Origin of the sequence: Erwinia sp. CGal63, from assembly GCF_037026505.1 — a bacterium.
In the GTDB taxonomy this organism is placed as follows: Bacteria; Pseudomonadota; Gammaproteobacteria; order Enterobacterales; family Enterobacteriaceae; genus Erwinia.
The window spans coordinates 608877-634017 of sequence record NZ_JAKUMN010000001.1 but is presented as its reverse complement, the minus strand read 5'-3'; the positions used below and the strand labels follow the sequence as shown (position 1 = coordinate 634017).

General features: G+C 56.6%; 21 protein-coding genes. 2 read left to right on the top strand and 19 right to left on the bottom strand.

From position 1 onward, the window contains the following. Window positions 1-29: 29 nt before the first annotated feature. The gene (cutC, locus tag MKZ79_RS02670) at window positions 30-785 is read right to left on the bottom strand and encodes a copper homeostasis protein CutC (RefSeq protein WP_336140005.1); all 756 of its coding nucleotides are present in this window, start codon (window positions 783-785) and stop codon (window positions 30-32) included. Between the two features lie 101 nt (window positions 786-886). Between cutC and MKZ79_RS02665 the strand changes: the two genes are divergently transcribed. After that, window positions 887-2035, top strand: a complete 1149-nt coding sequence (locus MKZ79_RS02665; protein WP_336140003.1) for a MalY/PatB family protein — start codon at window positions 887-889, stop codon at window positions 2033-2035. On the opposite strand, the gene MKZ79_RS02660 is transcribed toward MKZ79_RS02665, so the two are convergent. Continuing rightward, the gene (locus tag MKZ79_RS02660) at window positions 2024-2590 is read right to left on the bottom strand and encodes a VOC family protein (RefSeq protein ID WP_336140000.1); all 567 of its coding nucleotides are present in this window, start codon (window positions 2588-2590) and stop codon (window positions 2024-2026) included. The two genes, MKZ79_RS02665 and MKZ79_RS02660, sit on opposite strands and share 12 nt — an antisense overlap. 634 nt (window positions 2591-3224) lie before the next feature. Between MKZ79_RS02660 and argS the strand changes: the two genes are divergently transcribed. Continuing rightward, window positions 3225-4955, top strand: coding sequence for an arginine--tRNA ligase (argS, locus tag MKZ79_RS02655; RefSeq protein ID WP_336139998.1), 1731 nt, complete (start codon window positions 3225-3227; stop codon window positions 4953-4955). A 397-nt stretch (window positions 4956-5352) separates the two neighbouring features. Here the strand turns inward: argS and flhE are convergent, their stop codons facing one another. From flhE to otsB, 17 genes are all read right to left on the bottom strand, one after another. Beyond that, window positions 5353-5745, bottom strand: a complete 393-nt coding sequence (gene flhE, locus MKZ79_RS02650) for a flagellar protein FlhE (RefSeq protein WP_336139997.1) — start codon at window positions 5743-5745, stop codon at window positions 5353-5355. Continuing rightward, window positions 5745-7826 carry a flagellar biosynthesis protein FlhA gene (flhA, locus tag MKZ79_RS02645; RefSeq protein ID WP_336139996.1) on the bottom strand — a complete coding sequence of 694 codons (2082 nt, stop codon included), beginning with the start codon at window positions 7824-7826 and terminating at the stop codon, window positions 5745-5747. Before flhA ends, flhE begins: the two co-directional genes overlap by 1 nt. After that, window positions 7826-8971 (bottom strand): flagellar biosynthesis protein FlhB, encoded by a 1146-nt coding sequence (gene flhB / locus MKZ79_RS02640; protein ID WP_336139995.1) that lies wholly within the window; start codon window positions 8969-8971, stop codon window positions 7826-7828. The genes flhA and flhB overlap by 1 nt, the downstream gene beginning before the upstream one ends. Window positions 8972-9121: 150 nt before the next feature. Continuing rightward, complete coding sequence (gene cheZ, locus MKZ79_RS02635) at window positions 9122-9766, bottom strand: protein phosphatase CheZ (protein ID WP_336139993.1); 645 nt, start codon at window positions 9764-9766, stop codon at window positions 9122-9124. 9 nt (window positions 9767-9775) lie between these two features. Beyond that, entirely contained in the window at window positions 9776-10165 is a 390-nt protein-coding gene (gene cheY / locus MKZ79_RS02630; RefSeq protein ID WP_034935773.1) for a chemotaxis response regulator CheY, read from the bottom strand. 41 nt (window positions 10166-10206) lie between these two features. Next, window positions 10207-11256 (bottom strand): protein-glutamate methylesterase/protein-glutamine glutaminase, encoded by a 1050-nt coding sequence (locus MKZ79_RS02625; RefSeq protein WP_336139990.1) that lies wholly within the window; start codon window positions 11254-11256, stop codon window positions 10207-10209. After that, window positions 11256-12128, bottom strand: a complete 873-nt coding sequence (gene cheR / locus MKZ79_RS02620) for a protein-glutamate O-methyltransferase CheR (protein ID WP_336139988.1) — start codon at window positions 12126-12128, stop codon at window positions 11256-11258. The genes MKZ79_RS02625 and cheR overlap by 1 nt, the downstream gene beginning before the upstream one ends. Window positions 12129-12427: 299 nt before the next feature. Further along, window positions 12428-14086 (bottom strand): methyl-accepting chemotaxis protein, encoded by a 1659-nt coding sequence (locus tag MKZ79_RS02615; RefSeq protein ID WP_336139986.1) that lies wholly within the window; start codon window positions 14084-14086, stop codon window positions 12428-12430. A 300-nt stretch (window positions 14087-14386) separates the two neighbouring features. Next, the gene (locus MKZ79_RS02610; RefSeq protein ID WP_336139984.1) at window positions 14387-16048 is read right to left on the bottom strand and encodes a methyl-accepting chemotaxis protein; all 1662 of its coding nucleotides are present in this window, start codon (window positions 16046-16048) and stop codon (window positions 14387-14389) included. A gap of 207 nt (window positions 16049-16255) precedes the next feature. Next, window positions 16256-16753 carry a chemotaxis protein CheW gene (cheW, locus tag MKZ79_RS02605; protein WP_336139982.1) on the bottom strand — a complete coding sequence of 166 codons (498 nt, stop codon included), beginning with the start codon at window positions 16751-16753 and terminating at the stop codon, window positions 16256-16258. 24 nt (window positions 16754-16777) lie between these two features. Continuing rightward, window positions 16778-18769, bottom strand: coding sequence for a chemotaxis protein CheA (gene cheA / locus MKZ79_RS02600; protein WP_336141331.1), 1992 nt, complete (start codon window positions 18767-18769; stop codon window positions 16778-16780). 10 nt (window positions 18770-18779) lie between these two features. Then, window positions 18780-19799, bottom strand: a complete 1020-nt coding sequence (gene motB, locus MKZ79_RS02595) for a flagellar motor protein MotB (RefSeq protein ID WP_336139980.1) — start codon at window positions 19797-19799, stop codon at window positions 18780-18782. Then, window positions 19796-20674: a flagellar motor stator protein MotA gene (gene motA, locus MKZ79_RS02590; RefSeq protein ID WP_336139978.1), complete on the bottom strand. Its 879-nt coding sequence runs from the start codon at window positions 20672-20674 to the stop codon at window positions 19796-19798. Before motA ends, motB begins: the two co-directional genes overlap by 4 nt. A 129-nt stretch (window positions 20675-20803) precedes the next feature. Then, the gene (flhC, locus tag MKZ79_RS02585) at window positions 20804-21382 is read right to left on the bottom strand and encodes a flagellar transcriptional regulator FlhC (RefSeq protein ID WP_336139973.1); all 579 of its coding nucleotides are present in this window, start codon (window positions 21380-21382) and stop codon (window positions 20804-20806) included. Further along, window positions 21382-21735 (bottom strand): flagellar transcriptional regulator FlhD, encoded by a 354-nt coding sequence (flhD, locus tag MKZ79_RS02580; protein WP_336139971.1) that lies wholly within the window; start codon window positions 21733-21735, stop codon window positions 21382-21384. The genes flhC and flhD overlap by 1 nt, the downstream gene beginning before the upstream one ends. Before the next feature lie 925 nt (window positions 21736-22660). After that, window positions 22661-24091 (bottom strand): alpha,alpha-trehalose-phosphate synthase, encoded by a 1431-nt coding sequence (gene otsA, locus MKZ79_RS02575; RefSeq protein ID WP_336139969.1) that lies wholly within the window; start codon window positions 24089-24091, stop codon window positions 22661-22663. Beyond that, window positions 24066-24869 (bottom strand): trehalose-phosphatase, encoded by an 804-nt coding sequence (otsB, locus tag MKZ79_RS02570; RefSeq protein ID WP_336139967.1) that lies wholly within the window; start codon window positions 24867-24869, stop codon window positions 24066-24068. Before otsB ends, otsA begins: the two co-directional genes overlap by 26 nt. Window positions 24870-25141 lie beyond the last annotated feature (272 nt).

Genomic DNA, 25141 nt, shown 5'->3' with positions numbered 1-25141 from the left:
GAACTGGCGTGCTGTGCGGCAAAATCGGTTCAGACGGCGCTTGCGGGCGAACGGAGCGCCAGCGAGGCTTTCATGGCTTCCACCATATCGCCATCCACGCAGGCGCGGCTGAATTCATCTGTCTCTGCGACCGACGTCATGGATACGCCGGCTTTGCGATAGCGCATTGCAGAGGCGATACGCTGGCTGGCCGAGCTGTGCAGCTCACTTAACCCCGCTTCCACAAACTTATGCAGGTTGCTCATACGTACGCCTGCACCGGCCATAATGATTGGACCCCGAGTTTGCTGATTAAGTTCCCTTAATAAAGGTAAACCACTTTCGGCGCTTTGCTGCTGGCCCGAAGTCAGAATGCGCGCCACGCCCAAATCGGTCAACTGCTGCAGCGCGGTAAGCGGGCTGTGACAGAGATCGAAAGCGCGATGAAAGGTAACCGCCATTCCTTCGCAAAGCGTCATCAACTGTTTCATCCGGCCGATATCGATATGGCCGTCCACATCCAGAATTCCTGTCACCACGCCGGGAAAACCGAGCTCGCGGATATAAGCGATGTCCGATTTTATTTGTCGGAACTCGTTGTCGCTAAAGCAAAAATCGCCGCCACGCGGCCGCACCAGCGGATGAACGGGAAGAGTCAGCATTTCTCTGGCCTGCATCAGGCTGCCAGCCGAAGGGGTTAGCCCGCCTTCCGAAGGCGCGGAACAGAGTTCCACCCGGTCGGCGCCGGCGGTTTGCGCGGCCAGCGCGCAATCGACTCCGTAGCAGCATACTTCCAGTTTTAACATTTCATCCTCCTGTTAATGACTGCTGGCTGGTTGTGAAAATAATCTTCGCTGTTTAGTCTGAGTGCAGACATTAAAAAATAATAGTAACGGGAATCACCAACATGGCATGTACTTTCGACCAGCGTATCGATCGCCGTCACAGCGATAGCCTGAAATGGCAAAAATATGGCGGACAGGATATTTTGCCGCTCTGGGTAGCGGACACCGATTTTCGTTCACCGGACTGCATTATCGACGCCCTGCAACAGCGCGTGGCGCACGGCGTGTTCGGCTATGGCACGGCGCCGGAAGAGCTGATCGAGATAGTGGTAGCCAGAATGCAGACGCGCTATCAATGGAAGATCAGGCCGGAATGGCTGGTTATGCTGCCGGGCGTGGTCAGCGGACTAAATCTTGCCGTGCGCGCTTTTACCGAACCGCATCAGGGCACCATCGCGCCCACGCCGATCTATCCGCCTTTCCGCTCCGCGGCGAAACTGGCTGGTCGCACGCAGAGCAACGCGCCGCTGCAGCTGCGCGAGGGACGCTGGCTGGTGGATTTCGACGAGCTGTCGCCCGCCATGACCGGCAGTGAAAAACTGTTGATGCTGTGCAATCCGCAAAATCCCGGCGGCACGGTTTATCGGCGCGAAGAGCTGGAGGCCCAGCTGCGTTTCGCCCGTCAACACGACCTCATCGTCTGCTCTGATGAAATTCACTGCGATCTGCTGCTGGATGAAGGCGCGAAGCATATCCCTTTCGGCAGCCTGAGCGAGGATGCGCAGCAGCGTTCAGTCACGCTGATTTCGCCGTCGAAGACGTTTAATATCGCGGGTCTGGGCGCTTCAGTGGCGATTATTCCGGATAAAGAGCTGCGCGCCCGCTTTACCAAAGCGCGACTGGGAATAGTGCCGCAGCCTGACATTCTGGCTTTAGTGGCCGCTACGGCCGCCTGGCGGGATGGACAGCCGTGGCTGGACGAGCAGCTGGCCTACCTCAGAGGATCACGCGATTGGCTGAACAAGCGCGTCAACGCGATTGAAGGGCTTTCGCTGGTTGGGCCGGAAGCGACCTATCTTGCCTGGATAGACGCCAGCCAGCTTGGCGTCGCCAGCCCGGCGCTGTTTTTTGAACGCCACGGGCTGGGTTTCTCCGCCGGACGCGATTTTGGCGATGACCATTTTATACGCCTGAATTTTGGCTCTCCTCGCGATCTGCTGGCGGAAGCCGTCAGGCGAATGGAAAAGGCGGTAAGGACGCTAAGGCGCTAGCTCGCTTTCCACTATCTCTTTCAGGCTCCAGGGATGGAACTTGATAGTTACGCGGCCATCGCTCACCGCCAGCGTGGGATTGGGCAGCCTCTCGCCTTCGCCTTTGGGCGCGCTGTTTTTAACCGAGATCCCCGGTTTTGACAGGCTCTCGTCCGACAACAGCGCCAGGGCGCGGGCGCTAAGCTGCGACTCATCGCCAGGCAGGACGATTTCAATATGTTCCCAGCCTTCATGTCGGTAGATCTTTTTGCCCGGCCAGGGCAGCTCTACCATGCTGATTCGCCACGGCCCGACCTGCAACGGCTCGTGCAGCTCAAACAGGGCAACCGGCCTGCCGCCAATCATCTTTTCTGAAAACAGCACGCCGTGCTGCAAAAACCCTTTTTTCCAGCGTTCCGCCGTGGCGGTTTGATGGCAGCGAACGGCGATATGATCGGCAGCCAGCGTGGTTAAATCGAGCCCCAGCCGTTCTGCCAGCTCGTTAATGCTTTGTAGAAACCTTGCCGAATCATTAGCAAGATCGGTTAATTCCACTGCAACCTTTTCTGGAAACATATTTCTTTCACTTATTCAATTTAAAATAATTAACTATTGTTCATTTATTAGCCAGTTAAACCGGGCCAGCTATACTGCTGCAATATAAGGTAACATCCGGTTATATCTACAGATAAGTCGGAGATAATCGCGTTATTGTAGTTAAAACTGGTTTAGTTCCAGCGCATCATTTAGGAAATTTGCCTTAACTTAATGTTTTAATTTGGTTAAATTAATACAATGCGACTTTTCTTAAATCAAATTTTCCTGTCTCCGGGTATTCTTATTGCTTATAGATTCGTTCCGCTACTCACACAAGGAATAGCAAATGCTGATGTTAATACTTATTGCAGCGCTTATCGTTATGATGGGCTTTGCTCTGGTGAGGCACTGGAAGCTTCGTAACGAAAAAATGACGATTGCCAGCCCTCATCGCCCTCACCATCGTCGTCGTACCTGACTAACACGCGCGGGAAACAGTCTACCCTGTTTCCCACCTGCGCTCTCGTTTACACGCCTGGATAACTGCCTCCCAAATGCAGTATACTTTTTCCCTTCTTTTTTAGCGCCAGCGAACAGCAGCTCTGCTGTCCGGCTTCGTTGAGTACGACGGCCTGCCCTCTGGCGCAGGCGTTTTTGCATATAAGGTAATCCGGTGAATATTCAGGCTCTTCTCACAGATAAAGTCAGTCAGGCGATGATCGCGGCAGGGGCTCCGGCCAACTGCGAGCCGCAGGTGCGTCAGTCGGCCAAAGCACAGTTTGGCGATTACCAGGCGAACGGCATCATGGCCGTAGCAAAAACACTGGGTAAAGCGCCGCGACAGCTGGCTGAAGAGGTGTTAAAACATCTCGATCTGCAGGGGATCGTCAGCAAGGTGGAAGTCGCCGGCCCTGGCTTTATCAACCTGTTCCTGGACGCCGACTGGCTTGCCGCGCAGGTGGACAGCGTGACCGACGCGCCACGTCTTGGCGTCGCGCCGGTGGAACCGCAGACGATTGTTATTGACTATTCCGCGCCTAACGTCGCCAAAGAGATGCACGTGGGCCACGTTCGCTCGACGATTATCGGCGACGCGGCGGTGCGTACCCTCTCCTTCCTGGGCCATAACGTCATTCGCGCTAACCATGTCGGCGACTGGGGCACCCAGTTCGGTATGCTGATCGCCTTTCTGGAGAAGCAGCAGAACGAAGCGCATGAAGAGATCGCGCTTTCCGATCTGGAAGCGTTCTACCGCGAAGCCAAGCGTACTTATGATGAAGATCCGGCCTTCGCTGAACGCGCGCGCGGCTACGTGGTGAAACTGCAGGGCGGCGATGAGTACTGCCGTAAGATGTGGAAGCGTCTGGTCGATATCACCATGTCGCAGAACCAGAAAATTTATGACCGCATGAACGTGACGCTGACCCGTGACGATGTGATGGGCGAGAGTCTCTATAACGATATGCTGCCGGGGATTGTGGCCGATCTGAAAGAGAAAGGCCTGGCGGTGGAGAGCGAAGGCGCCACCGTGGTTTTCCTGGACGAGTATAAAAACAAAGACGGCGAACCGATGGGCGTGATCGTCCAGAAAAAGGATGGCGGCTATCTCTACACCACCACCGATATCGCCTGCGCCAAATATCGTTATGAAACGCTGCATGCCGATCGCGTGCTCTACTATATCGATTCACGTCAGCATCAGCATCTGCAGCAGGCCTGGACTATCGTGCGCAAGGCTGGCTACGTACCGGCATCCGTTCCTCTGGAGCACCACGCGTTCGGTATGATGCTGGGCAAAGATGGCAAACCTTTTAAAACCCGTGCGGGCGGCACCATCAAACTCTCCGATCTGCTGGATGAGGCGGTAGAGCGCGCCACCAAGCTGGTCAGCGAGAAAAACCCGGACATGCCTGCCGACGAACTGGCGAAGCTCGCCAATACGGTAGGGATCGGCGCGGTGAAATATGCGGATCTCTCCAAGAGCCGTACCACCGACTACGTGTTTGACTGGGACAACATGCTGGCCTTTGAAGGCAATACCGCGCCTTATATGCAATACGCCTACACGCGCGTGCTTTCCGTGTTCCGTAAAGCCGGCATTGAAGAAGCGGCGGTAACCGGCAAAACCGTAATTACCGAAGCTCGTGAAGCCGCGCTGGCCGTGCGTCTGCTGCAGTTTGAAGAAACCGTTACTCAGGTAGCGCGCGACGGTACGCCGCACGTTATGTGCGCTTACCTGTACGATCTGGCCGGTCTTTTCTCCGGCTTCTACGAGCATTGCCCCATCCTGTCGGCAGAAGATGAAGCGACGAAGCAGAGTCGCCTGAAGCTGGCGCTGCTGACCGCGAAAACGCTGAAGCAGGGTCTGGATACGCTGGGTATTGAAACCGTAGAAAGGATGTAACGACGAGTTAGGGCCGAGTCTTCGGCCCTCATTTTCGTTGAGAAAGCCTAGTTTATCCGACAGCTGACAAACCTTAGCAGGCTGGTTTTTTTCACCGCAACACCGCAGCATCACGGCAGCAGAGGCTGAGCGGATAAACAGACAGTTTTGGCGCATGGACGCGTCAAACGAGCTTACAGGGACGTATTCACGGCGTGTCTGTGTTCCGCTCTGCATCTACCGCTTCGCAAGCGACAATTTTAAGTCCTGGTTTGTCATCAATATCGTTTCTGGATCGTCTGCCGAGAAGGCCGATCGTGGACATGACATCGACTTTTCCCGCTAGGCAGGCTCGGCTTTATCAGCTGCAACACTAGCCGGCTTTCGCATTAACGCTACGCTTAGCGCGGCGAGAAAATTACCGGTAATTCACCATCACTTCATTGCTCTGCACCCGCAGCATCTGTGGCAGTCGCCCTCTTCCCTGAATACCGTAAACAAAGTGCAGCGTTTCGCCAGCCTGGATATTAGTCAGCCCGCGCGTCGCGCCGCTGGCGCCGTCAAGCTGCACGCAGCGCCTTTCTGCGCACAGCCAGGCGGCGAAACCGGAAGGCGTCGGGCCGGTCAGCGTGTAGCGCCAGCTGATTTCCGTGATGGCGCCGCTAACCGGTTCCGCCGCCTTTAAATCCGGCGAGGAAAGCTGCATACCGCGATTAATCAAACCCGGCCCCGGCGCCGAAGCGTGCCAGGCGCCGCCAGCGGCCAGCGCCAGCTGCGGCAAAACAGCGAGTAACAGCAGCGCTTTTTTCATCAGTGACCACCAATCGTTGAAGTCATGCGAATTTGACGGTTGTCGGTCAGCTCCAGATTCGAAATCACCATCAGCTGCGGCAGATTGCGGCGCAGGAAACGGGCCAGCAGCGCGCGTAACGGATGATTCACCAGCAGCACCGGCGGCGCGCCGATGGATTCCTGATGCTGTAGCGCGCTCTGCGCCTGCGCCAGCAGACGATCCGCCAGACCCGGCTCCAGGCCGCCGCCGCCCTGCAGCGCCTGCAGCAGCAGTCGCTCCAGCGTGGTGTCCAGGCCGATAACCTGCACTTCGCCATTGCCCGGATACCACTGCTGGGTAATAGCGCGGCCCAGCGCCACGCGCACCACTGAAGTCAGCTCATGCGGGTCGGTCTGAACGGTGGCGTGCTCCGCCAGCGTTTCAATAATGGTACGCATATCGCGAATCGACACGCGCTCCGCCAGCAGATTCTGCAACACCTTGTGCAACGTGGTCAGCGTAACCACGCCAGGAATTAAATCTTCCGTCAGCTTCGGCATCTCCTGAGTCACGCGATCCAGCAGCTGCTGCGCTTCCTGGCGGCCAAACAGCTCGCTGGCGTGCTGGCCGATCAGGTGGTTCAGGTGCGTGGCGACCACGGTACTCGCCTCCACCACGGTGTAGCCCTGAATCTGCGCCTGCTCTTTCAGCGCGCTGTCGATCCAGATGGCGGCCAGGCCGAAGGCCGGATCGACCGTCGCTTCGCCCGGCAGCGTGCCTGCGGCGGTGCCGGGGTTGATCGCCATCCAGCGGCCCGGATAGGCGTCGCCGCTGCCGATTTCCACGCCCTTCATCAGAATACGGTAACGCGCCGGCGGCAGCTCCATATTGTCGCGGATATGCACCACAGGCGGCAGAAAGCCCATCTCCTGCGCGAATTTCTTACGGATGCTGCGGATACGGCCCAGCAGCTCGCCATCCTGGGTATTGTCCACCATCGGGATCAGGCGGTAGCCCACTTCCATGCCCAGCGTGTCTTCCAGCTGCACGTCGGTCCAGGAAGCCTCCATGTTAACCGGCGTATCGTTGCTTTTAATGAGATTGCTCTGCGGCGCGGCCTTCGGCTTGTTCTCTTTACCGCGCATATACCAGGCTAGGCCGAGCAGCGCAGCGGTAAACAGCAGAAACACCAGGTTCGGCATGCCGGGGATCAGGCCCAGCAGGCCGAGAACACCGGCGCTCAGCATCATCACGCGCGGATTTTTGAACAGCTGGGTCACCATCTGTTCGCCGACGTCCTGATCGGTCGCCACGCGGGTAACGATAACGCCTGCCGCGGTAGAGATAACCAGCGCCGGGATCTGCGCGACCAGGCCGTCACCGATGGTCAGCAGCGTATAGCTTTCCGCCGCGTGGCCCACGTCCAGACCATGCTGCACCACGCCTACCAGCAGACCGCCGATAACGTTGATGACCATGATCATAATGCCCGCGATGGCGTCGCCGCGAACGAACTTACTCGCACCGTCCATCGAGCCGTAGAAGTCCGCTTCCTGGGTCACTTCCGCACGGCGCTTTTTCGCTTCATCTTCGCCAATCAGTCCGGCGTTCAGGTCGGCGTCGATCGCCATCTGTTTGCCGGGCATACCATCCAGTACGAAACGCGCGCCAACCTCAGCGATACGTCCTGCGCCTTTGGTGATAACCATAAAGTTGATAATCACCAGGATGATAAACACCACAATACCGATGGCGAAGTTACCGCCGACCAGGAAGTGGCCGAACGCTTCCACCACGCGGCCCGCCGCGCCCGCGCCCGTATGACCTTCCATCAGGATGATACGGGTTGAGGCGACGTTCAGCGCCAGGCGTAATAAGGTAGAGAAAAGCAGAATGGTCGGAAACGCGGCGAACTCCAGCGTTTTCTGGGTGAACATCGCTACCAGCAGCACCATTATCGACAGCGCGATATTAAAGGTGAACAGCAGATCGAGGATGAATGGCGGCAACGGCAGCACCATCATCGCCAGGATCATCATAATCAATACCGGCCCGGCCATAATCTGCCATTGGGTATCTTTCATATTGGGTAAGCGTAACAGGGTGGCCAGGTTCGCCATCAGTCTTTCTCTCCAGAGCCAAAGTCCAGCGCTTCCGGCACCGGTAAATTAGCAGGTTTTTTCGGGGCCAGGCCGCCTTCAAGCTTCCAGCGACGGAGCTGCCAGACCCAGGCCAGCACTTCTGCAACAGCCGCATATAAGGTACCGGGAATATGCTGACCAATTTCACTGTGGCGATAGAGCGCACGCGCCAGCGGCGGCGCTTCCAGAATCGGAACCCGGTGTTCTTTACCCAGTTCGCGAATACGCAGCGCCACATCGCCCGCGCCTTTCGCCACGACTTTCGGCGCGCTCATTTTGCGTTCGTCATACTTCAGCGCCACGGAGTAGTGCGTCGGGTTGGTGACGATCACATCCGCTTTCGGCACGTCGGCCATCATGCGCCGCCGCGCCGCTGCGCGCATCTGCTGCCGGATGCGTCCCTTAACATGCGGGTCGCCTTCCTGCTGCTTGTACTCGTCGCGGATCTCCTGACGGGTCATGCGCAGCCCTTTGTAGTAGCTGTAGAGCTGCCAGAAAATATCGAAGCCCACCATCGGCGACAGGCCCAGCACCACCAGTACGCAGCACATGGCGATCATATTCAGCGAGCTGGCCAGCGCGGTATAAGGTGATTCGCTGATCAGACGCATCATGTCCGGCCAGTTATGCCTGACGTAGAGCCAGGTGACGCAGCCGACCAGCACCGCCTTCAGCACCGATTTCGCCAGCTCGGTGGCCGTCTGCGCGGAAACCAGTTTCGCCAGGCCTTTAATCGGATTCATCTTGCCGAAATCGACTTTAATCGCCTTGCCGCTGATCAGCACGCCGCCCAGCAGCATCGGCGCGGCTATCGCCACCAGCACCAGTCCGCCCATCATCGGCAGCAGCGTGTAGACCGCCTGCACGAACAGCCGGCCGATCAGGTGCAGCATCTGGCTGGTGTCGCTGACCACCGAATGGTCGAAAACCAGTCCCTGCGCCAGCAGCTGACCGACTTTGCGGGCCATGCTTTCGCCGCCCATCCACAATATGCCTAAGCCCGCCACCAGCATCAGCACCGAGGTCAGCTCGCGCGAGCGCGGAACCTGCCCTTCTTCTCGTGCTTTTTCAAGTCGGTGGGGGGTTGCGGATTCGGTCTTTTCCTCTTCGCTGTCACCAGACACGGGCTACCCTCAAAAGGAGATGCTGGATGGATAATCTATGGCGCTAGCATGCCAAAAAGGCGCAGGGATGATGCCGCGAGTAAACGCGTAAAAAGGGGGTTATTTGCGGGATGGCAAAAAAGGGCCGAAAACTCGGCCCTGAAGAGGAACTTAAAACCCGAGGCTGTCCAGCAGGTCGTCGACCTGGTCCTGGTTAGCCACGACGCCGGGCGCTTCACCGTTGATCTGCGGGCCGTTTTTCAGGCTGTCCGCGTCTTTCTTCGGTCGCGCAGGCTGTTCCGGCATGTTTTCCAGCAGCACCATCAACAGCTGGCGCTCGATCTCCTGGATTACATCCATCATGCGCTTGATAACCTGACCGGTCAGGTCCTGGAAATCCTGCGCCATCATGATTTCCATCAGCTGCGCGTTGGTGAAGCCAGTATGCTGCGGCACCGATTCCAGATAACCGCGGGTATCCGAAACCAGCGAGCGGGCATCTGCCAGTTCGATAGGATTCTCAAACCACTCATCCCAACGCCCTTTCAGCGCTACTGCTCCCTTCTCCATTTCCGTCTGACGCGGCTGCGCGGCTTCCACGCAGTTCAGCGCGCGTTCAGCCGCCTGAGCGGTCATTTGCACTACGTAGTCCAGGCGGTCGCGGGCGTCGGGAATGGCTTCCGCCGCTTCAGCAATGGCCTGATCCAGTCCCAGCTCACGCAGGCTGTCGCGCAGCATCCGCGTCAGCGAACCAATTCGGGAAATAATGTCGTTGGCGGAAGCCGCGTCGACATTCGGTTTCGGAAGTTCGCTCATTTCGGCTCCTTACATACCCAGCTTTTCGAAGATCTTGCCTAACTTCTCTTCAAGGGTCGCTGCGGTAAAAGGTTTAACGACATAGCCGCTGGCACCCGCCTGAGCAGCCGCAATAATGTTCTCTTTTTTGGCTTCGGCCGTTACCATCAGCACCGGCAGCTTGCCGAGCGTGCCGTCGGCACGAATGGTTTGCAGCAGCTGCAGACCGTCCATGTTTGGCATGTTCCAGTCGGAAATCACGAAGTCGAAGCCGCCGGCACGCAGTTTAGCCAGCGCGTCAACGCCGTCTTCTGCTTCTTCAACGTTATTGAAGCCGAGCTCTTTCAGCAGGTTACGGACGATACGACGCATCGTGTTGAAATCGTCGACCACCAGAAACCGCATATTTTTGTCAGCCATAATTACTCCTGTTTATGTAGCCCCGCGGGACGGGCGCTGCGTTAGATACGTAATGCCTGTCCGGCGCTAATTTTTGCCAGCATGTGCTGGCTGATTTGGTGGAGATCCACCACTTCACTGGCTCCCCCGAGCGCGATAGCTTCGCGGGGCATACCAAATACGACACAGCTCGCCTCGTTCTGGGCGATGGTCCAGGCGCCGGCCTTATTCATGGTCAGCAGGCCTGCGGCCCCATCGTTGCCCATGCCGGTCAGAATGACGCCAACGGCGTTACGACCGGCATACTGCGCGACTGAGTTAAAGAGCACGTCCACCGAAGGTTTGTGACGATTGACCGGCGGGCCGTCATGCAATTTCACCTGATAGTTTGCGCCGCTGCGCGCCAGCTCCATATGCATCGCGCCTGGCGCGATATAGGCATGGCCCGGCAGTACGCGCTCGCCATCTTCCGCCTCTTTCACCGTGATCTGACACAGCTTGTTCAGACGTTCGGCAAAAGAGCGGGTAAAGCCTGGCGGCATATGCTGCGTAATCATCAGCGCCGGGCTGGTGGCGGGCAGCGGCTGCAGCACATGCCTGATCGCTTCCGTACCGCCCGTCGACGCGCCGATAGCGATTAGCTTTTCACTACTCAGCATCGGCCCGGCTTTCAGCATTACCGGCGCTGCCTGCGTGCGACGCACGTGCAGCTTAGCCCTGGAGGCGGCGCGCACCTTGTCGGCGATGGTCTGGCTATAGGCCAGCATCCCTTCGCGAATGCCCAGCGATGGCTTGGTGACAAAATCCACCGCGCCTAACTCCAGCGCGCGCAGCGTCACTTCAGAACCTTTGCCGGTCAGCGAAGAAACCATCACCACCGGCATCGGCCGCAGGCGCATCAACTTTTCCAGAAAATCCAGACCGTCCATGCGCGGCATTTCCACATCCAGCGTCAGCACGTCGGGATTGAACTCTTTGATTAAATCTCGTGCCACCAGCGGATCGGGCGCCGTAGCCACCATCTCCATATCCGCGTGGCTGTTGATGATCTCCGTCATCAGCTGACGCATCAGCGAGGAGTCATCAACGCATAATACTCTGATTTTGCCCATTATCTTTCCTTAGTCAGCCCGTAAACCGTCTGGCCTCGCAGGTAAAATTCTTTGCTGATCTGGCTGAAGTTTTCAGAGTGTCCGGCAAAGAGAATGCCGCCAGGTTTCAGCATCGGGACAAAACGCCGCAGGATTTTCTCCTGGGTTTCTTTGTCGAAATAGATCATCACGTTACGGCAAAAAATCGCGTCAAACGGCCCCGGAACGGCCCACTCGTTGCCCAGCAGATTAAGCTGAGAGAACGTAATGGTGTTGGCCAGTTCAGGCCGTACGCGCACCATGCCGGCGTGCGGGCCGGTACCGCGAAAGAAGAAGCGTTGCAGCTGCTGAGGCGACAGCGTGCGCAGCTCTTCCTGGCGATAAACGCCCGAGAGCGCCTTTTCCAGCACCTGGGTATCAATGTCGCTGGCGTGAACCTGAAACTTGCCCGGGCCTGCGCCCAGCGTTTCCGCCAGCGTCATGGCGATGGAGTAAGGCTCCTCGCCCGTCGACGCCGCTGCGCACCAGACGTTGAAGCTGCCGCCGCGCCGTTTAGCGTGATCGGCCAGAATCGGAAAGTGATGCGCCTCGCGGAAAAACGCCGTCAGGTTAGTGGTCAGCGAGTTAATAAAAGCCTGCCATTCCGCACTGCCGGAATCGCTCTCCAGCAGCGCCAGGTAACGACCAAAATCGTCGATGCCTAACGTCCGTAACCGGCGCACCAGACGGTTGTAGACCATCTCGCGCTTGTGGTCGGCGAGAACGATGCCCGCCCGCTGATAAATAAGCTGGCTGATACGCTTGAAATGCGCATCAGATAACGGCAGACGCTGCACCATTTGCGACAGCAGCGTGGCGTTTTCGGGCGGCGCTACTAACGTTGATTTTTTCATCCAGATCCACCCTGCAAAGTACAGATTAAGGGGTTAAAACAGTGTGTTCCCTGTGGGTCAGTCGCTGAGGCGCACTGCCTTCTTTACTGACCGACCCGAGCGTGCCTGGGGCTGCTGCCGCTTCCACTACCAGCGCGGCGTTCTGTTGTTCTGCTTTGCCCGGCTGGCCGACGACAAATTCAGATTGCTTAACTATTTATCGGCAGCAATTCGATCTTCCTGAGGCCAAATTGCTTTAATGCGCTATTTTTTCCTGTGCGCCTGGCGCCGCCCTTTTATAACGGCGCCAGACGTCACGATCAGAAGGTTTCCCAGTTGTCGTTGGAAACCGCTACGGCCTGCGCTTTTTTCGGCGCGCTTACCGGCGCCAGCGGCTTGCTGACGGCCTTCATCGCGCTCTCCTTGCGGATACGGAACACGGCGACGGCCTGGTTCAGGCGGCTGGCCTGAGCTTCCAGCGCGGCGGCGGCGGCGGCGGACTCTTCCACCAGCGAGGCGTTCTGCTGCGTCACGCGATCCATCTCGGTCACGGCGATGCCGATCTGGTCGATGCCGCGGCTCTGCTCGCCGGAAGCGGAGGCGATTTCGCCCATGATGTCAGTCACGCGGGTCACGGCGTTGACGATGTCCGCCATAGTTTCGCCTGCACTTTCCACCAGCTGCGATCCGGTATCGACACGTGAGACGGAATCTTCAATAAGACTTTTAATTTCCTTCGCCGCCTGCGCGCTGCGCTGCGCCAGATTGCGCACTTCGCCCGCTACTACCGCAAAGCCACGGCCCTGCTCGCCTGCGCGCGCCGCTTCCACCGCGGCGTTCAGCGCCAGAATGTTGGTCTGGAAGGCGATGCCATCAATCACGCTGGTGATATCGGCGATCTTCTTCGAGCTGCCCGCGATGTCGCTCATGGTTTTCACCACGCCATCCACTACTTTGCCGCCCTTCTGCGCGGTTTCCGACGCGTTCAGCGCCAGCTGCGAAGCCTGACGGGCGTTTTCGGCGTTCTGCTTCACGGTCGCGGTTAACTGCTCCATGCTGGCCGCGGTTTCTTCCAGCGAGGCAGCCTGCTCTTCGGTACGTGAAGAGAGATCGTTGTTGCCGGCAGAGATTTCGGTCGCGCCGGTATAGATAGCGTCAGAGCCATCACGCACGTCGCTTACCGTGCGCACCAGCGCCTGCTGCATATCACGCAGGCTTTCCGCCAGTTGCGTCATCTCGCTGCGGCCTTCCACTTCGATAGTCTGTGTCAGGTCGCCGCTGGCGATATGGCGGATATGCTCGATATTGCTGTTCAGCGGCAGCAGCAGCAGTTTGCGAATGCCGCTCCAGGCCAGCGCAATCACCGCTGCGGAAACCAGCAGCACGCCCAGCAGCAGCCAGATAGACTGATGGTAAGCGTCGTTATTAGCCTTGATACCCTGCGCGGTCAGGTTGTTGATCACGTCCAGCCAGTGGTTATAAGCCTGCTGGAACTGCTCCTGATAGCTCTGGGTCGGCTGGGCGACGAAGTCGTTGAAGCGGTTGGTTTCCATCATCACAATCAGCTCCGCCAGCGCGTCGTGGAACTGTTTGTAGCTCGCCTGCAGCGCCTGAACGTCTTCCGCCTTTTTACCGTCTTCGCTCAGCGTGGCGTTAAATACCGCCAGCGCCTTGTCGGCAGTGGCCAGATCGGCCTTCGCCTGAGTCATCAGATCGCTGGCGGAAGTGCCGATGCCTGATTTATTTACGTCCAGCAGATAGCGGATGCCGGCGCGGTTCAGCGTGTTGCGCGCCTGTACCAGCGACACCCAGGAGGTGCCCATCGCTTGCTGCAGCTCGCGCATCTGCTGGTTTAACTCAAAATTCTTTTTATCGCTCTGTACGGTTTTAAAGAACAGACCGCCCGTGCCCAACTGCAGCACGGCAAACACTACCAGCACGCTCACCAGGCCGGTCACCACTTTTATACTCTTGAACATAACTACCTCAGTTGGGGGGCTATTTGATTTAGTTATCGGCACGCGTTGGGGGAACTTTATTGACTGGCGAGGGAAAGAGATCTTAATAAAGCAATTTATAGGGCGATGGATAGCCGACGTGCAAAAACCTTTATTTCGGCTGGAAGATAAACTGCATATGAGGGGTTAAATAAAAAACTTTTCGGCGTACGAAATAATCGCCGGGCTTGCGACAGAGAAAAAAATTGCGCCCTACTCCGTTGACCAGCAACGTTTGCGGCGCAATTTTTATTATTTCAGACTATATAGCGTTACCGGCGTTTAAAACGTTTCCCAGTTGCCTTCGTCGGCGGCTGGCGCGGCGGCTTTACGCGGCGCTGGCTTCAGGAGGCGCGGCGCAGGTGCAGCGGCGCGAACGCCCTGATCTTTACGCACGCGGAACACGGCGACGGCCTGAGTCAGACGGCTGGCCTGATCTTCCAGTGCGGCAGCCGCGGTCGCGGACTCTTCCACCAGCGAGGCGTTCTGCTGCGTCACGCGATCCATTTCGGTCACGGCAGTGCCGACCTGATCGATGCCGCGGCTCTGCTCGTCAGAGGCGGAAGCGATTTCGCCCATGATATCGGTTACGCGAGTGACGGCGTTGACGATATCGGTCATGGTGTCACCGGCGGTGCCGACCAGCACGGAGCCGCTGTCCACACGGGCTACGGAATCCTCGATCAGGCTTTTAATCTCTTTCGCCGCCTGCGCGCTGCGCTGCGCCAGATTGCGCACTTCGCCCGCTACCACGGCAAAGCCACGGCCCTGCTCGCCGGCACGTGCCGCTTCCACCGCGGCGTTCAGCGCCAGGATGTTGGTCTGGAAGGCGATGCCGTCAATCACGCTGGTAATATCAGCGATCTTCTTCGAGCTGCCCGCGATGTCGCTCATGGTTTTCACCACGCCATCCACCACTTTGCCGCCCTTCTGCGCGGTTTCCGACGCGCTCAGCGCCAGCTGCGAAGCCTGACGGGCGTTTTCGGCGTTCTGCTTCACGGTCGCGGTTAACTGCTCCATGCTGGCCGCGGTTTCTTCCAGCGAGGCAGCCTGCTGCTCGGTACGGGCAGAAAGATCGTTGTTACCCGCGGCGATTTCGCTCGCGCCGGTGTAGATGGCGTCGGAGCCGTCACGCACGTCGCTTACCGTGCGCACCAGCGCCTGCTGCATCTCTTTCAGGCTATTGGCCAGCTGGGCCATTTCGTTGCGGCCTTCCACTTCAATGCTGTGGGTCAGGTCACCGCCTGCGATATGGCTGATATGCGCGATATTCTCCTGCAGCGGCCTGATCAGCACGCTACGCAGGCCAAACCAGCACAGCACAATCAGACCGACAACCAGCGCCATCACCGTACCGATCACCCATAGCATCTTGCTGTAGGCGCTTTCGTTTTCCACCACGCCTTTTGCGGTCAGCACGTCCTGCGCGTTGCGCCAGGTCGTATAGGCATCCTGCATATCGTTCTGTTTCTGTTCGATATTCAGCTTAAACATATCGGCCAGCTGACGGTTTTCCATCAGCGCCAGCATCTGGCCCAGCGCTTTAGAATAGTTTTCGTAATTTTTTTCCAGCTGGTCAGTAATGGCCGGATCCATCCCTTTGGTGTTGGGAATGGACTGATAGCGCGCGTAGGACTTGTCGGCGCTGGCCAGCAGGCTTTTACCCTGGTTGCTGATGTCGGTCAGCGAAGCGCTGTTGATGCTGTTGGCGGTTTCGCTCTGCAGGCGCAGCATGCCGCGGTTGATGGTGATGCGGGTCTGGTTCAGGGCCACCCAGGCGTCGGTAAAGGCCGAAACGTTCTGGCTGGAGTTCTGTGCGATAGAGAAGTTAGTTTTATCGCTGGTCAGCGCGCTGATAAATAATCCGCCCGCCAGCAGCTGGAGAGAGCCGAATACCAGCAGCACTAACAGCAGGCTGGTGACGACCTTGATGCGTTTAAACATAGGGTACCCTTGGTAGAAGAAGTGGATCAACACCGAATTTATCGGCGTAATTTGATGGAACTTTACGCGCGCCGGAAACAGATTTACTAAAGTGATACTTTAATAAGTAAATTAATTATTCAGCCGCAAATTTTTATTTAAGTCATAAAAAACACCCTGGCGGCGAAATACCGACAGGGCGTTTCAGGTCTTTATTTAAGGCGTTATTTAAGCGCTGCGCAGCGTGTCCACCAGCGCCATCTCATCGCTGTTCAGCAGCTTTTCGATGTCGACCAGGATCAGCATACGTTCGCCCAGCGCGCCCAGTCCGGTCAGGTATTCGGTGGACATGGTCACCGCGAATTCCGGGGAAGGACGGATCTGATCGGTGGTCAGCGACAGCACGTCGGAAACGCCGTCCACCACGATACCGACCACGCGCTGCTCAAGATTCAGCACGATAACCACGGTGTTTTCGTTATAGTCCACATCCGGCTGCGCGAACTTAACGCGCAGGTCGATGATGGGCACGATAACGCCGCGCAGGTTGGTTACGCCTTTAATAAAAGCAGGCGTGTTAGCAATGCGCGTTACCTGATCGTAGCCGCGGATTTCCTGCACTTTTAAAATATCGATGCCGTATTCTTCGTGACCCAGTGTAAACACCAGGAATTCCTGGCCTACGGTTTCGCCAGCAAGTTTAGTGACAGTTGCCATTCCGGTCATAGTTCTACCCTTAATCGGTTAAATTCAGGCTGCGGCTCCCGCCACACGCTTTTCACGGTTGAGAGACTGCAGAGCCGACACATCGACGATCAGCGCCACGCTGCCATCGCCGAGGATGGTCGCTGCCGAAATGCCCGGGACTTTGCGATAGTTACTTTCAAGGTTTTTCACCACTACCTGGTGCTGGCCGATCAGCTGATCCACCAGCAGCGCATAGCGTTTGCCCGCGCTCTGCAGGATCACCACGATGCCCTGCGTCGCTTCGGTTTTCGCGCCGTGCACGTCGAAAACGTTCCAGAGTTCGACCAGCGGCAGGTATTCGCCACGGACTTCCAGCACGCGCTCGCCACCGGCCAGCGGATGCAGATCGTCAGCCAGCGGCTGCAGCGATTCCATTACCGCGTTCAGCGGCAGAATAAAGACTTCGTCGGCGACGCGAACGGACATGCCGTCCAGGATAGCCAGCGTCAGCGGCAGCAGGATACGGATTGTGGTGCCTTTGCCCTGCTTAGAGGCGATCTCCACGTGGCCGCCCATCTCCTGGATGTTCCGTTTCACCACGTCCATGCCTACGCCGCGTCCTGAGACATCGGTAACCTGCTCGGCGGTAGAGAAGCCCGGCGCGAAAATCAGCATACCGACTTCTTCATCGCTCATGGCGTCGTTGACCGGCAGCCCGGAAGAGAGCGCCTTCGCCAGAATACGCTCGCGGTTGAGGCCCGCGCCGTCGTCGATCACTTCGATACAGATATTGCCGCCCTGATGCTCCGCAGAGAGCGTCAGGTTGCCGATGCCCGACTTTCCGGCCGCGACGCGTTTTTCCGGCGATTCGATACCGTGATCCAGGCTGTTACGCACCAGGTGCGTCAGCGGATCGATAATGCGTTCAATCAGGCTCTTGTCCAGTTCGGTAGAGCTACCCAGCAGGGTCAGTTCCACTTCTTTGCCCAGCTTGCTGGCCAGATCGCGTACCAGACGCGGGAAGCGGCTGAAGACATACTCCATCGGCATCATACGGATGGACATCACCGACTCCTGCAGATCGCGGGCGTTGCGCTCCAGCTGACCCATGCTGTTCAGCAGGTCGCCGTGCGTCACCGGATCCAGCTCGTTGGAGCGCTGTGCCAGCATCGACTGGGTAATCACCAGTTCGCCCACCAGGTTAATCAGCTGATCGACCTTTTCCACCGCTACACGGATGCTGGTGGATTCGCTGGCTTTCGCCGCGGCCGGTTTTTTGGCCGCTTCGCGTTTGGCCGGTGCGGCCTCGCTGACGGCGGCGACAGGCTGCGGCACTGGCGCGGCCACTTCCGCTACCGCGACGGCAGCAGGCGCTTCCACAGCGGCCGGAGCCGAAGCGGCGTCAAGGAATTTGATCTGCGATTCATCAATCACAAAGCAGAGCACGGCGACGATATCATCCTGGCCAACCGAGGAATCCAGCGTCACTTCAACCGAGGTTTCGCCTTTGATCACGTTGGAAACCGTGCCCAGATTGCCCAGCTCTTCCAGCATCAGCGGGATTTCGTTCGGCTTCAGGTTCACCAGTGCCATGCGCAGACCGCCGGCGGATGCGGCAGCCGGCGCTGCTGCGACCGGTGCCGCAGCGGCTACGGGCGCGCTTTCGCCTTTGGCTTCCAGCGCCAGCTGACGCAGCGCCTGACAGATATATTCGAAGGTCGCAGCGTCGGGCTCCGTCGCGGTTTTATAGGCATCCAGCTGTTCCTGCATAATATCTTTGGTTTCCAAAAACAGGTTGATGATAGGCGTGCTGAGCTGCATTTCGCCGCGACGCGCGCCGTCGAGAATATTTTCCAGAATATGGGTGGTTTCCTGTAACACAGTGAAACCAAAAGTCCCCGCGCCGCCTTTAATAGAGTGGGCCGCGCGGAAGATAGCGTTAAGCTGCTCCGCATCTGGTTCCTGCGGGTCTAACCCCAACAGGTGTTGTTCCATGTCGGCCAGCAGTTCGTCGGCCTCATCGAAAAACGTCTGATAAAAATCGCTGATATCCATGCTCACGGTATCACCTCTGCTGTGAGTCGCGATCGGTCTGGGCCGCTGGCGCAGGCGATGCTGGTGTTAAAGTTGGTGCTGCCTGTCCGCTGACCGGCTCGGCCGGGTCTGGTTTTTTCGCGGCGTCGCCTGGTACAGACGGCGCCACTATTTTCGGTAAGGTCGCCACGTCACTGACCTGCACCGCGTCAGTTTCCGAGTTCTCTTTTTCAATCTGCGCTTCGGTGTCATGATTCAGCACCAGCAGGCTGATGCGGCGGTTGACGGCTTCGTCGCCTCCGCGGTTTTTCAGCTTCATGGTGTCGGCCATGCCCACCACGCGCAGCATTTTGTCGCTCGCCAGGCCGCCGATAATCAGCTCCCGGCGCGAGGCGTTGGCGCGATCCGCCGACAGCTCCCAGTTGCTGTAGCCGCGCAGGCCGTTAGCGTACTGGATGTCGTCCGTATGGCCCGCCAGGCTGATCCTGTTCGGGATATCGTTCAGGATCGGCGCGATGGCGCGCAGAATATCGCGCATATAAGACTCGACCTCTGCGCTGCCGGTTTTAAACATCGGCCGGTTCTGACTGTCGATAATCTGAATGCGCAGCCCCTCTTCCACCATATTGATGATCAGGTGCGGACGCAGCGCCTTCAGACGCGGGTCGGCTTCAATCAGCTGATCCAGCTTTTCGCGCAGTCGGTTTAAGCGGATCTCGTCCAGCTTGCGCTTTTCCGCGTCGATATCGACAACCTTGTGCACTTCGCCCTTCTGCTGTGAAGGGTCCATGCCGCCGCCGGGAATGACGCTGGTGCTCTCGCTGGTTTTGGTGCCGCCGGTGATCGCCACCCGCAGCGGCGTCTTAAAGTAATCGGCAATACCCGCCAGTTCCTGAGGCTTGGCGATCGCAATCAGCCACATCACCATAAAAAAAGCCATCATTGCGGTCATAAAGTCGGCATAGGCAATTTTCCAGGAGCCATGACCGCCTGCATGCCCGGAATGCTTCTTCTTTTTAACCAGGATAATGGGGTGATTGTCGTTCTTCATGCGTCCTGCCCTTTCGCTGGCGATTTGGCGTTACGGACGTGCTCTTCCAGCTCGGTAAAGGACGGCCGCTCGGTGGAGTAAAGCGTTTTACGGCCAAACTCGACGGCGATCTGCGGCGCGTACCCGTTCAGGCTGGAAAGCAGCGTGACCTTGATACACTGCATCATTTTGGTGTTCTCGGCGCATTTCTGGCGCAGTACGCCAGCCAGCGGCGAGATAAAACCGTAGGCCAGCAGGATGCCCAGGAAGGTTCCCACCATCGCATGAGCGATCAGCTCGCCCAGCTCGGCTGGCGGACGGTCGGCGGACGCCAGCGTGTGTACCACGCCCATTACCGCAGCCACGATGCCGAACGCGGGCAAAGAGTCGCCTACGGTGCCGATTGCCGTCGCCGGCACTTCGCACTCGTGTTCAAAAGTTTCAATCTCTTCGTCCATCAGGGCTTCGATTTCAAACGCATTCATATTGCCGCTCACCATCAGTCGCAGATAGTCAGTGATAAAGTCCACCAATCTTTTATCGGCAAGGATGCGCGGGTAATTAGCGAAAATTTCACTTTCCTGCGGATTTTCAATATCGCTTTCCAGCGACAGCATCCCCTGCTGGCGGGATTTGGCCATCAGGCGATAAAGCAGCGCCATCAGATCCATATAAACGGCTTTATTGTATTTCGAGCCTTTCATTAACAGCGGCAGCGCTTTTACCGTCGCTTTAATAGCCTTGCCATTATTACCGACAATAAATGCGCCAATGCCGGCGCCGCCGATAATTAACAGTTCGGAAGGCTGGTAAAGTGCCCCGAGATGCCCGCCTACCATTACGTAGCCGCCCAACACCGACCCGACAACCAGGATATACCCCAGAATAATTAACACAATAAATCCTTACGTCTGGCGACGTGTGGGTTGAAGATGAACCGGATTAGGTCAGGTTTTTTCCGACGCGTGGGCAAAAAAAAAGCAGCGGTATTTAACCGCTGCTGGATTCACTCCACGTGGCGAACATTAAACGGCAAGTTTTACCTGTTCATCCAGCAGTTGTGAAATGTTATCGGCAGGTTCTGCGATAAGTTTACGTCTTTTTACCGCACGTGAAGGCGGCTGGCACAGGCTGCAGACAAAGCTGCCGACCGGCTGGTGCGCATGGTTAATAAAGCTGCCGCCGCAGCATTTGCAGTCGGAAAGCTCCAGCATTCCGCTCTCAACAAACCGGACTAAGGTCCAGGCGCGGGTCAGCGCCAACAGCGGGCCTTCGTCCTGTTGCGGGCATTGCTCCAGGTAGAGACGGTAAGCTTTAATTACCGCGTCCACACCGCTGCTCAAACCGCTTTTGAGTAAAAACTGCCAGGCGTTGCAGAACATTGAGGAGTGAATATTCTGCTCCCAGGTCATAAACCAGTCCGTGGAAAAAGGCAGCATACCTTTTGGCGGCGGGCTGCCGCGCAGTTCCTTATATAATTTAATTAAGCGGCCACGGCTAAGCTGCGTTTCGCTTTCCAGCATTTGCAGACGAGCGCCTAAAGAAATTAATTCAATCGCCAGCTGAATATCACGCGCTTCCTGAACAATACTTTTTTCGCTCATTAACTTGCCCTCTTTTTCGGCAGTTCGTCATTTTTTGCGGATGCGTTACGCAATAAACGGCTGGATAACAGAATACCGGTGTGGATTTGCTGCAAATCGTCCACGCGTGATTCCTGAGTTAAGCGATTAATCGTATTGTGGTCGGTAAAGCGAAACTGACATACCAGTTGGTTTGTCTCAGCCAGCTTGACCATTTCCGGCAGCGTTAACTGAGCGAGCGCGTCAGCCATCTGCTCGTCGATGCCCAGACGAAACATGGCGGAGGCTTTTTCCTGGTTAATAAGGCGTTGAGCAAGTAATAAATAAGACAAGTTGATATCGTAAATATGTTTTAGTAATTCTGATGTACCCATTTTTATCCGTCCTGACTGACTCGACTTAAACGTTGGCGGATTGCGCCGCTACCTTTGTTGCTGCTGGTAAATCTTATTGTGGCAAAAAATTAAGTGGCAGAAGCCAAACGTTCGCGAAGCTCCAGGCGGCCCTGAAAGCGGCCTGCAGAAAGTAGTCATTAACTCATTTTGCCGGTTACTGCTCCCTTGTTTTCGTCTGCTTCCCTGACGTTTTCCCTGGAGGAAAATCGCTTTCTCTTAGGACTATTCCGAAAACAAGGCAACTTTATCTGCTCTAATTTCCGGATACAACGGAGGCCAGCTTAAATTTTAGATAAAGTGTGACGTAGATCACACTTTTGGGGGTATTTTAACTAAAATATTCTTCAGAATTGTTGTTGATTAGTTCACTAACTAAGCAGATCTGGCTCTTTTTGTTAAATTTTAACGTTACGCGATCATTTACCGATGAAAATGGTTCCTTTTAGGTCGATTGTCAGGAGGAATAATGTGTTTTCACGCACAGGCAGCGCCTAATACCCATAAAAGGCAAATATAAAGCATAATATATCGATTTAAGGGTGTTAACCGTGTGTAAATCTTAATCACCAAAGGTGACTATCGGCTGGGGGAACGATCGGGCTATCGTAAGATATTGCAGGTTTGTGGCAGGAAGTGTTTAGGTGCTGTAAGCCGCGCCAGGCTTGTGTTTAGCCTGTGCCAACAGATGTAACTTAAGATTACATTAGCAATGCAAATGATTGAGCAAAAATTTTAACCTCTCGGCTAAGTATCGGCATTCAGTGACTTTTCTTTAGTAAAAAGGGGTTTTTTGCACGATTTTTCTTTTACCTGGCCCTTTTTCAGGTGCTTTTTGACTCTGTATGACTATTTCAGGCAAAAAAAAGGGGCGGCCTGAGGCCGCCCCTGCTTTACCTGGCATGAGTTATGCTAGTCGTGGAAAGGTGGCGACTTTGTTCGCCCCTCCCTGCGCTTCACTGCGTACCGGCAATGCCTGGAGATCTTTCAGGTAAGACTGGCGCCAGTGCGTGATGTCATTCTTACGCAGCACGGCCATCATATCGTTGTAGCGAGAGATACGCTCGTTTAGCGGCATGGTCAGCGCCTGATTCAAAGCGGCAGCCACTTCATCACGATCGTAAGGATTGACGATCAGCGCCGAAGTCAGCTCGTTGGCGGCGCCGGCAAAGCGCGACAGCACCAGCACGCCGGGATTTTCCGGGTCCTGCGCGGCTACGTACTCCTTCGCTACCAGGTTCATGCCGTCACGCAGCGGCGTGACCAGACCAATATCGGTCAGGCGGAAAATCTTCATCAGCAGACGGCGATCGAAATGCTGGTTGAGGTAATAGAGCGGCGTCCAGCCCAGCGTGCCATACTTTCCGTTGATGCGCCCTGCTTCCGTCTCCAGCTGGTGGCGGATATCCTGGTAAGCCTGCACGTCGCCGCGCGAGGTTGGGGCAATCTGCGAGTAGCGGATTTTGCCGCGATGCTCGGGGAAATTTTCCAGCAGCGCTTCATAGGCCAGGAAACGTTCCGGCAGGCCTTTGGAGTAGTCCAGGCGTTCGCAGGCGATGATGTTTTTGGCATCGCCCAGATCGCGCTTCATGGCGGCCATCTTCGGCGGCAGCGGCCCTTCGGCCATCTCTTTAATGCTGTCCGGCTCAATACCTATTGGATAGACCTCGGTAGCGAACTGATTACCAAAGGCGACGTGCGTTTTGCCGTTGCTCTGTACCTGAGTCAGCAGCGACAGGCACTCCAGGAAGGCCGTGCGATCGCTTTCCGTCTGGAAGCCCAGCAGATCGTAATCGCACATCATCTCCAGCAGCTCGTTATGCGGCGGCAGCGCGTTGAAAATTTCCGGCGTTGGGAAAGGAATATGCAGGAAGAAGCCAATGCGGTTTTTCACGCCCAGCTTGCGCAGCGCGGCGGCGAACGGCAGCAGATGATAGTCGTGGATCCACAGAATGTCGTCGGGCTGAATTAACGGCAGCAGGCGCTTCGCCAGCATGGTATTGACGTTGCAGTAACCTTCCCAGGCTTCGCGCTGGAAGTTCACCAGGTCAAGCCGGTAGTGGAAGGCCGGCCAGACTACCGCGTTGGAAAATTGCAGATAGTAAAGGTCATAATCATTCTGGTTAAGACCGAAGGAGGCGTAGGTGACGTTATCTTTTTCAAACAGATCCATCTCCTTGTCTTCTTCGCCAATTTCGTTGATCTCCCCGTTCCAGCCAAACCACATACCACCGGTCGTTTTCAGCGCGTCCATAATGCCAACGGTAAGCCCGCCCGCGCTGGTTTTGGAACCGTCAGGCACGGCGATGCGGTTAGATACGACTACTAAGCGACTCATAACCTTGACTCCTTAATGACTTATCGTCTTGATCTAATTTTAATAATGTTTGTTCAAGCCAGTGGTAAACGGCGTTCACATCGGCCAGGCGATAGCCCGCCTGCGTTTCGCCTTCACCAATCTTGATAGTGATGCCGTCCAGGGCATTGACCGCTGCAAAACCTGCCTCATCGGTCAAATCGTCACCTAAAAATACCGGCGTTCTGCCGGCGAAAGGAGCCTGCTGCATAAAAGCGCTAATCGCAGCTCCTTTGCTGACGCCTTTTGGCTTCAGCTCCACAACGCACTTGCCGGGCTGCAGCGTCAGCATGGGAAAGCGTTGGGTCATGGCTTCCGCCAGCGCCAGAATCTCCTGCTGATAGTGCGGCGCACGACGGTAGTGCAGCGCAAAGGCCATGCCTTTGGTTTCCAGCTGCGTGTCCGGCATCTTCGCTACGGCTTCGCTCAGCAGCGAGGCCAGCGAGGCCGAAACGTCATCCGGCAGGGTTAAACGTTCGGTCTTGCCTGTGGCGTCACGACGTTCCGCGCCATGCACGCCTGCCAGCGGAAAGCGCAATGGCGCGACCAGCGCATCCAGTTCATGAGCCGGACGGCCCGATACCAGCGCCAGCGCGCCATCGCTCAGTTCGGCCAGACGGGAAAGCGCGGCTTTGGCCGCATCGGGGATAAAAACTTCTTCCGGACGAGACTGGATAGCGGCCAGCGTGCCATCCACATCAAAGAAAAAAGCGTAACGTCCCCCGGAAACTAAGGGCGGGACGGACTCCAGCGTATTCACAGAAATTCCTCCTGATCATGTGTGCCACGGCGATACGATCATCAGCATTAAGCTGGCTGACGCTGGCGGAAACAGACGCGCGGTCTGTTTTGCCCACAACGCACGAGGAAAAATTTTTTGTCAGCGGATGCGGCGGGTGAGAAAGAGGATGCGTTTGAGAGGGTATTTGGTGCTGTTTCCTTCTGCATAATCTCTGCACGCCTCGTGCAGTTTGTCTCACCTCGTTACCGCATGCGTAACGACATCAGCATTCAGTATAGCCGCTGATAACG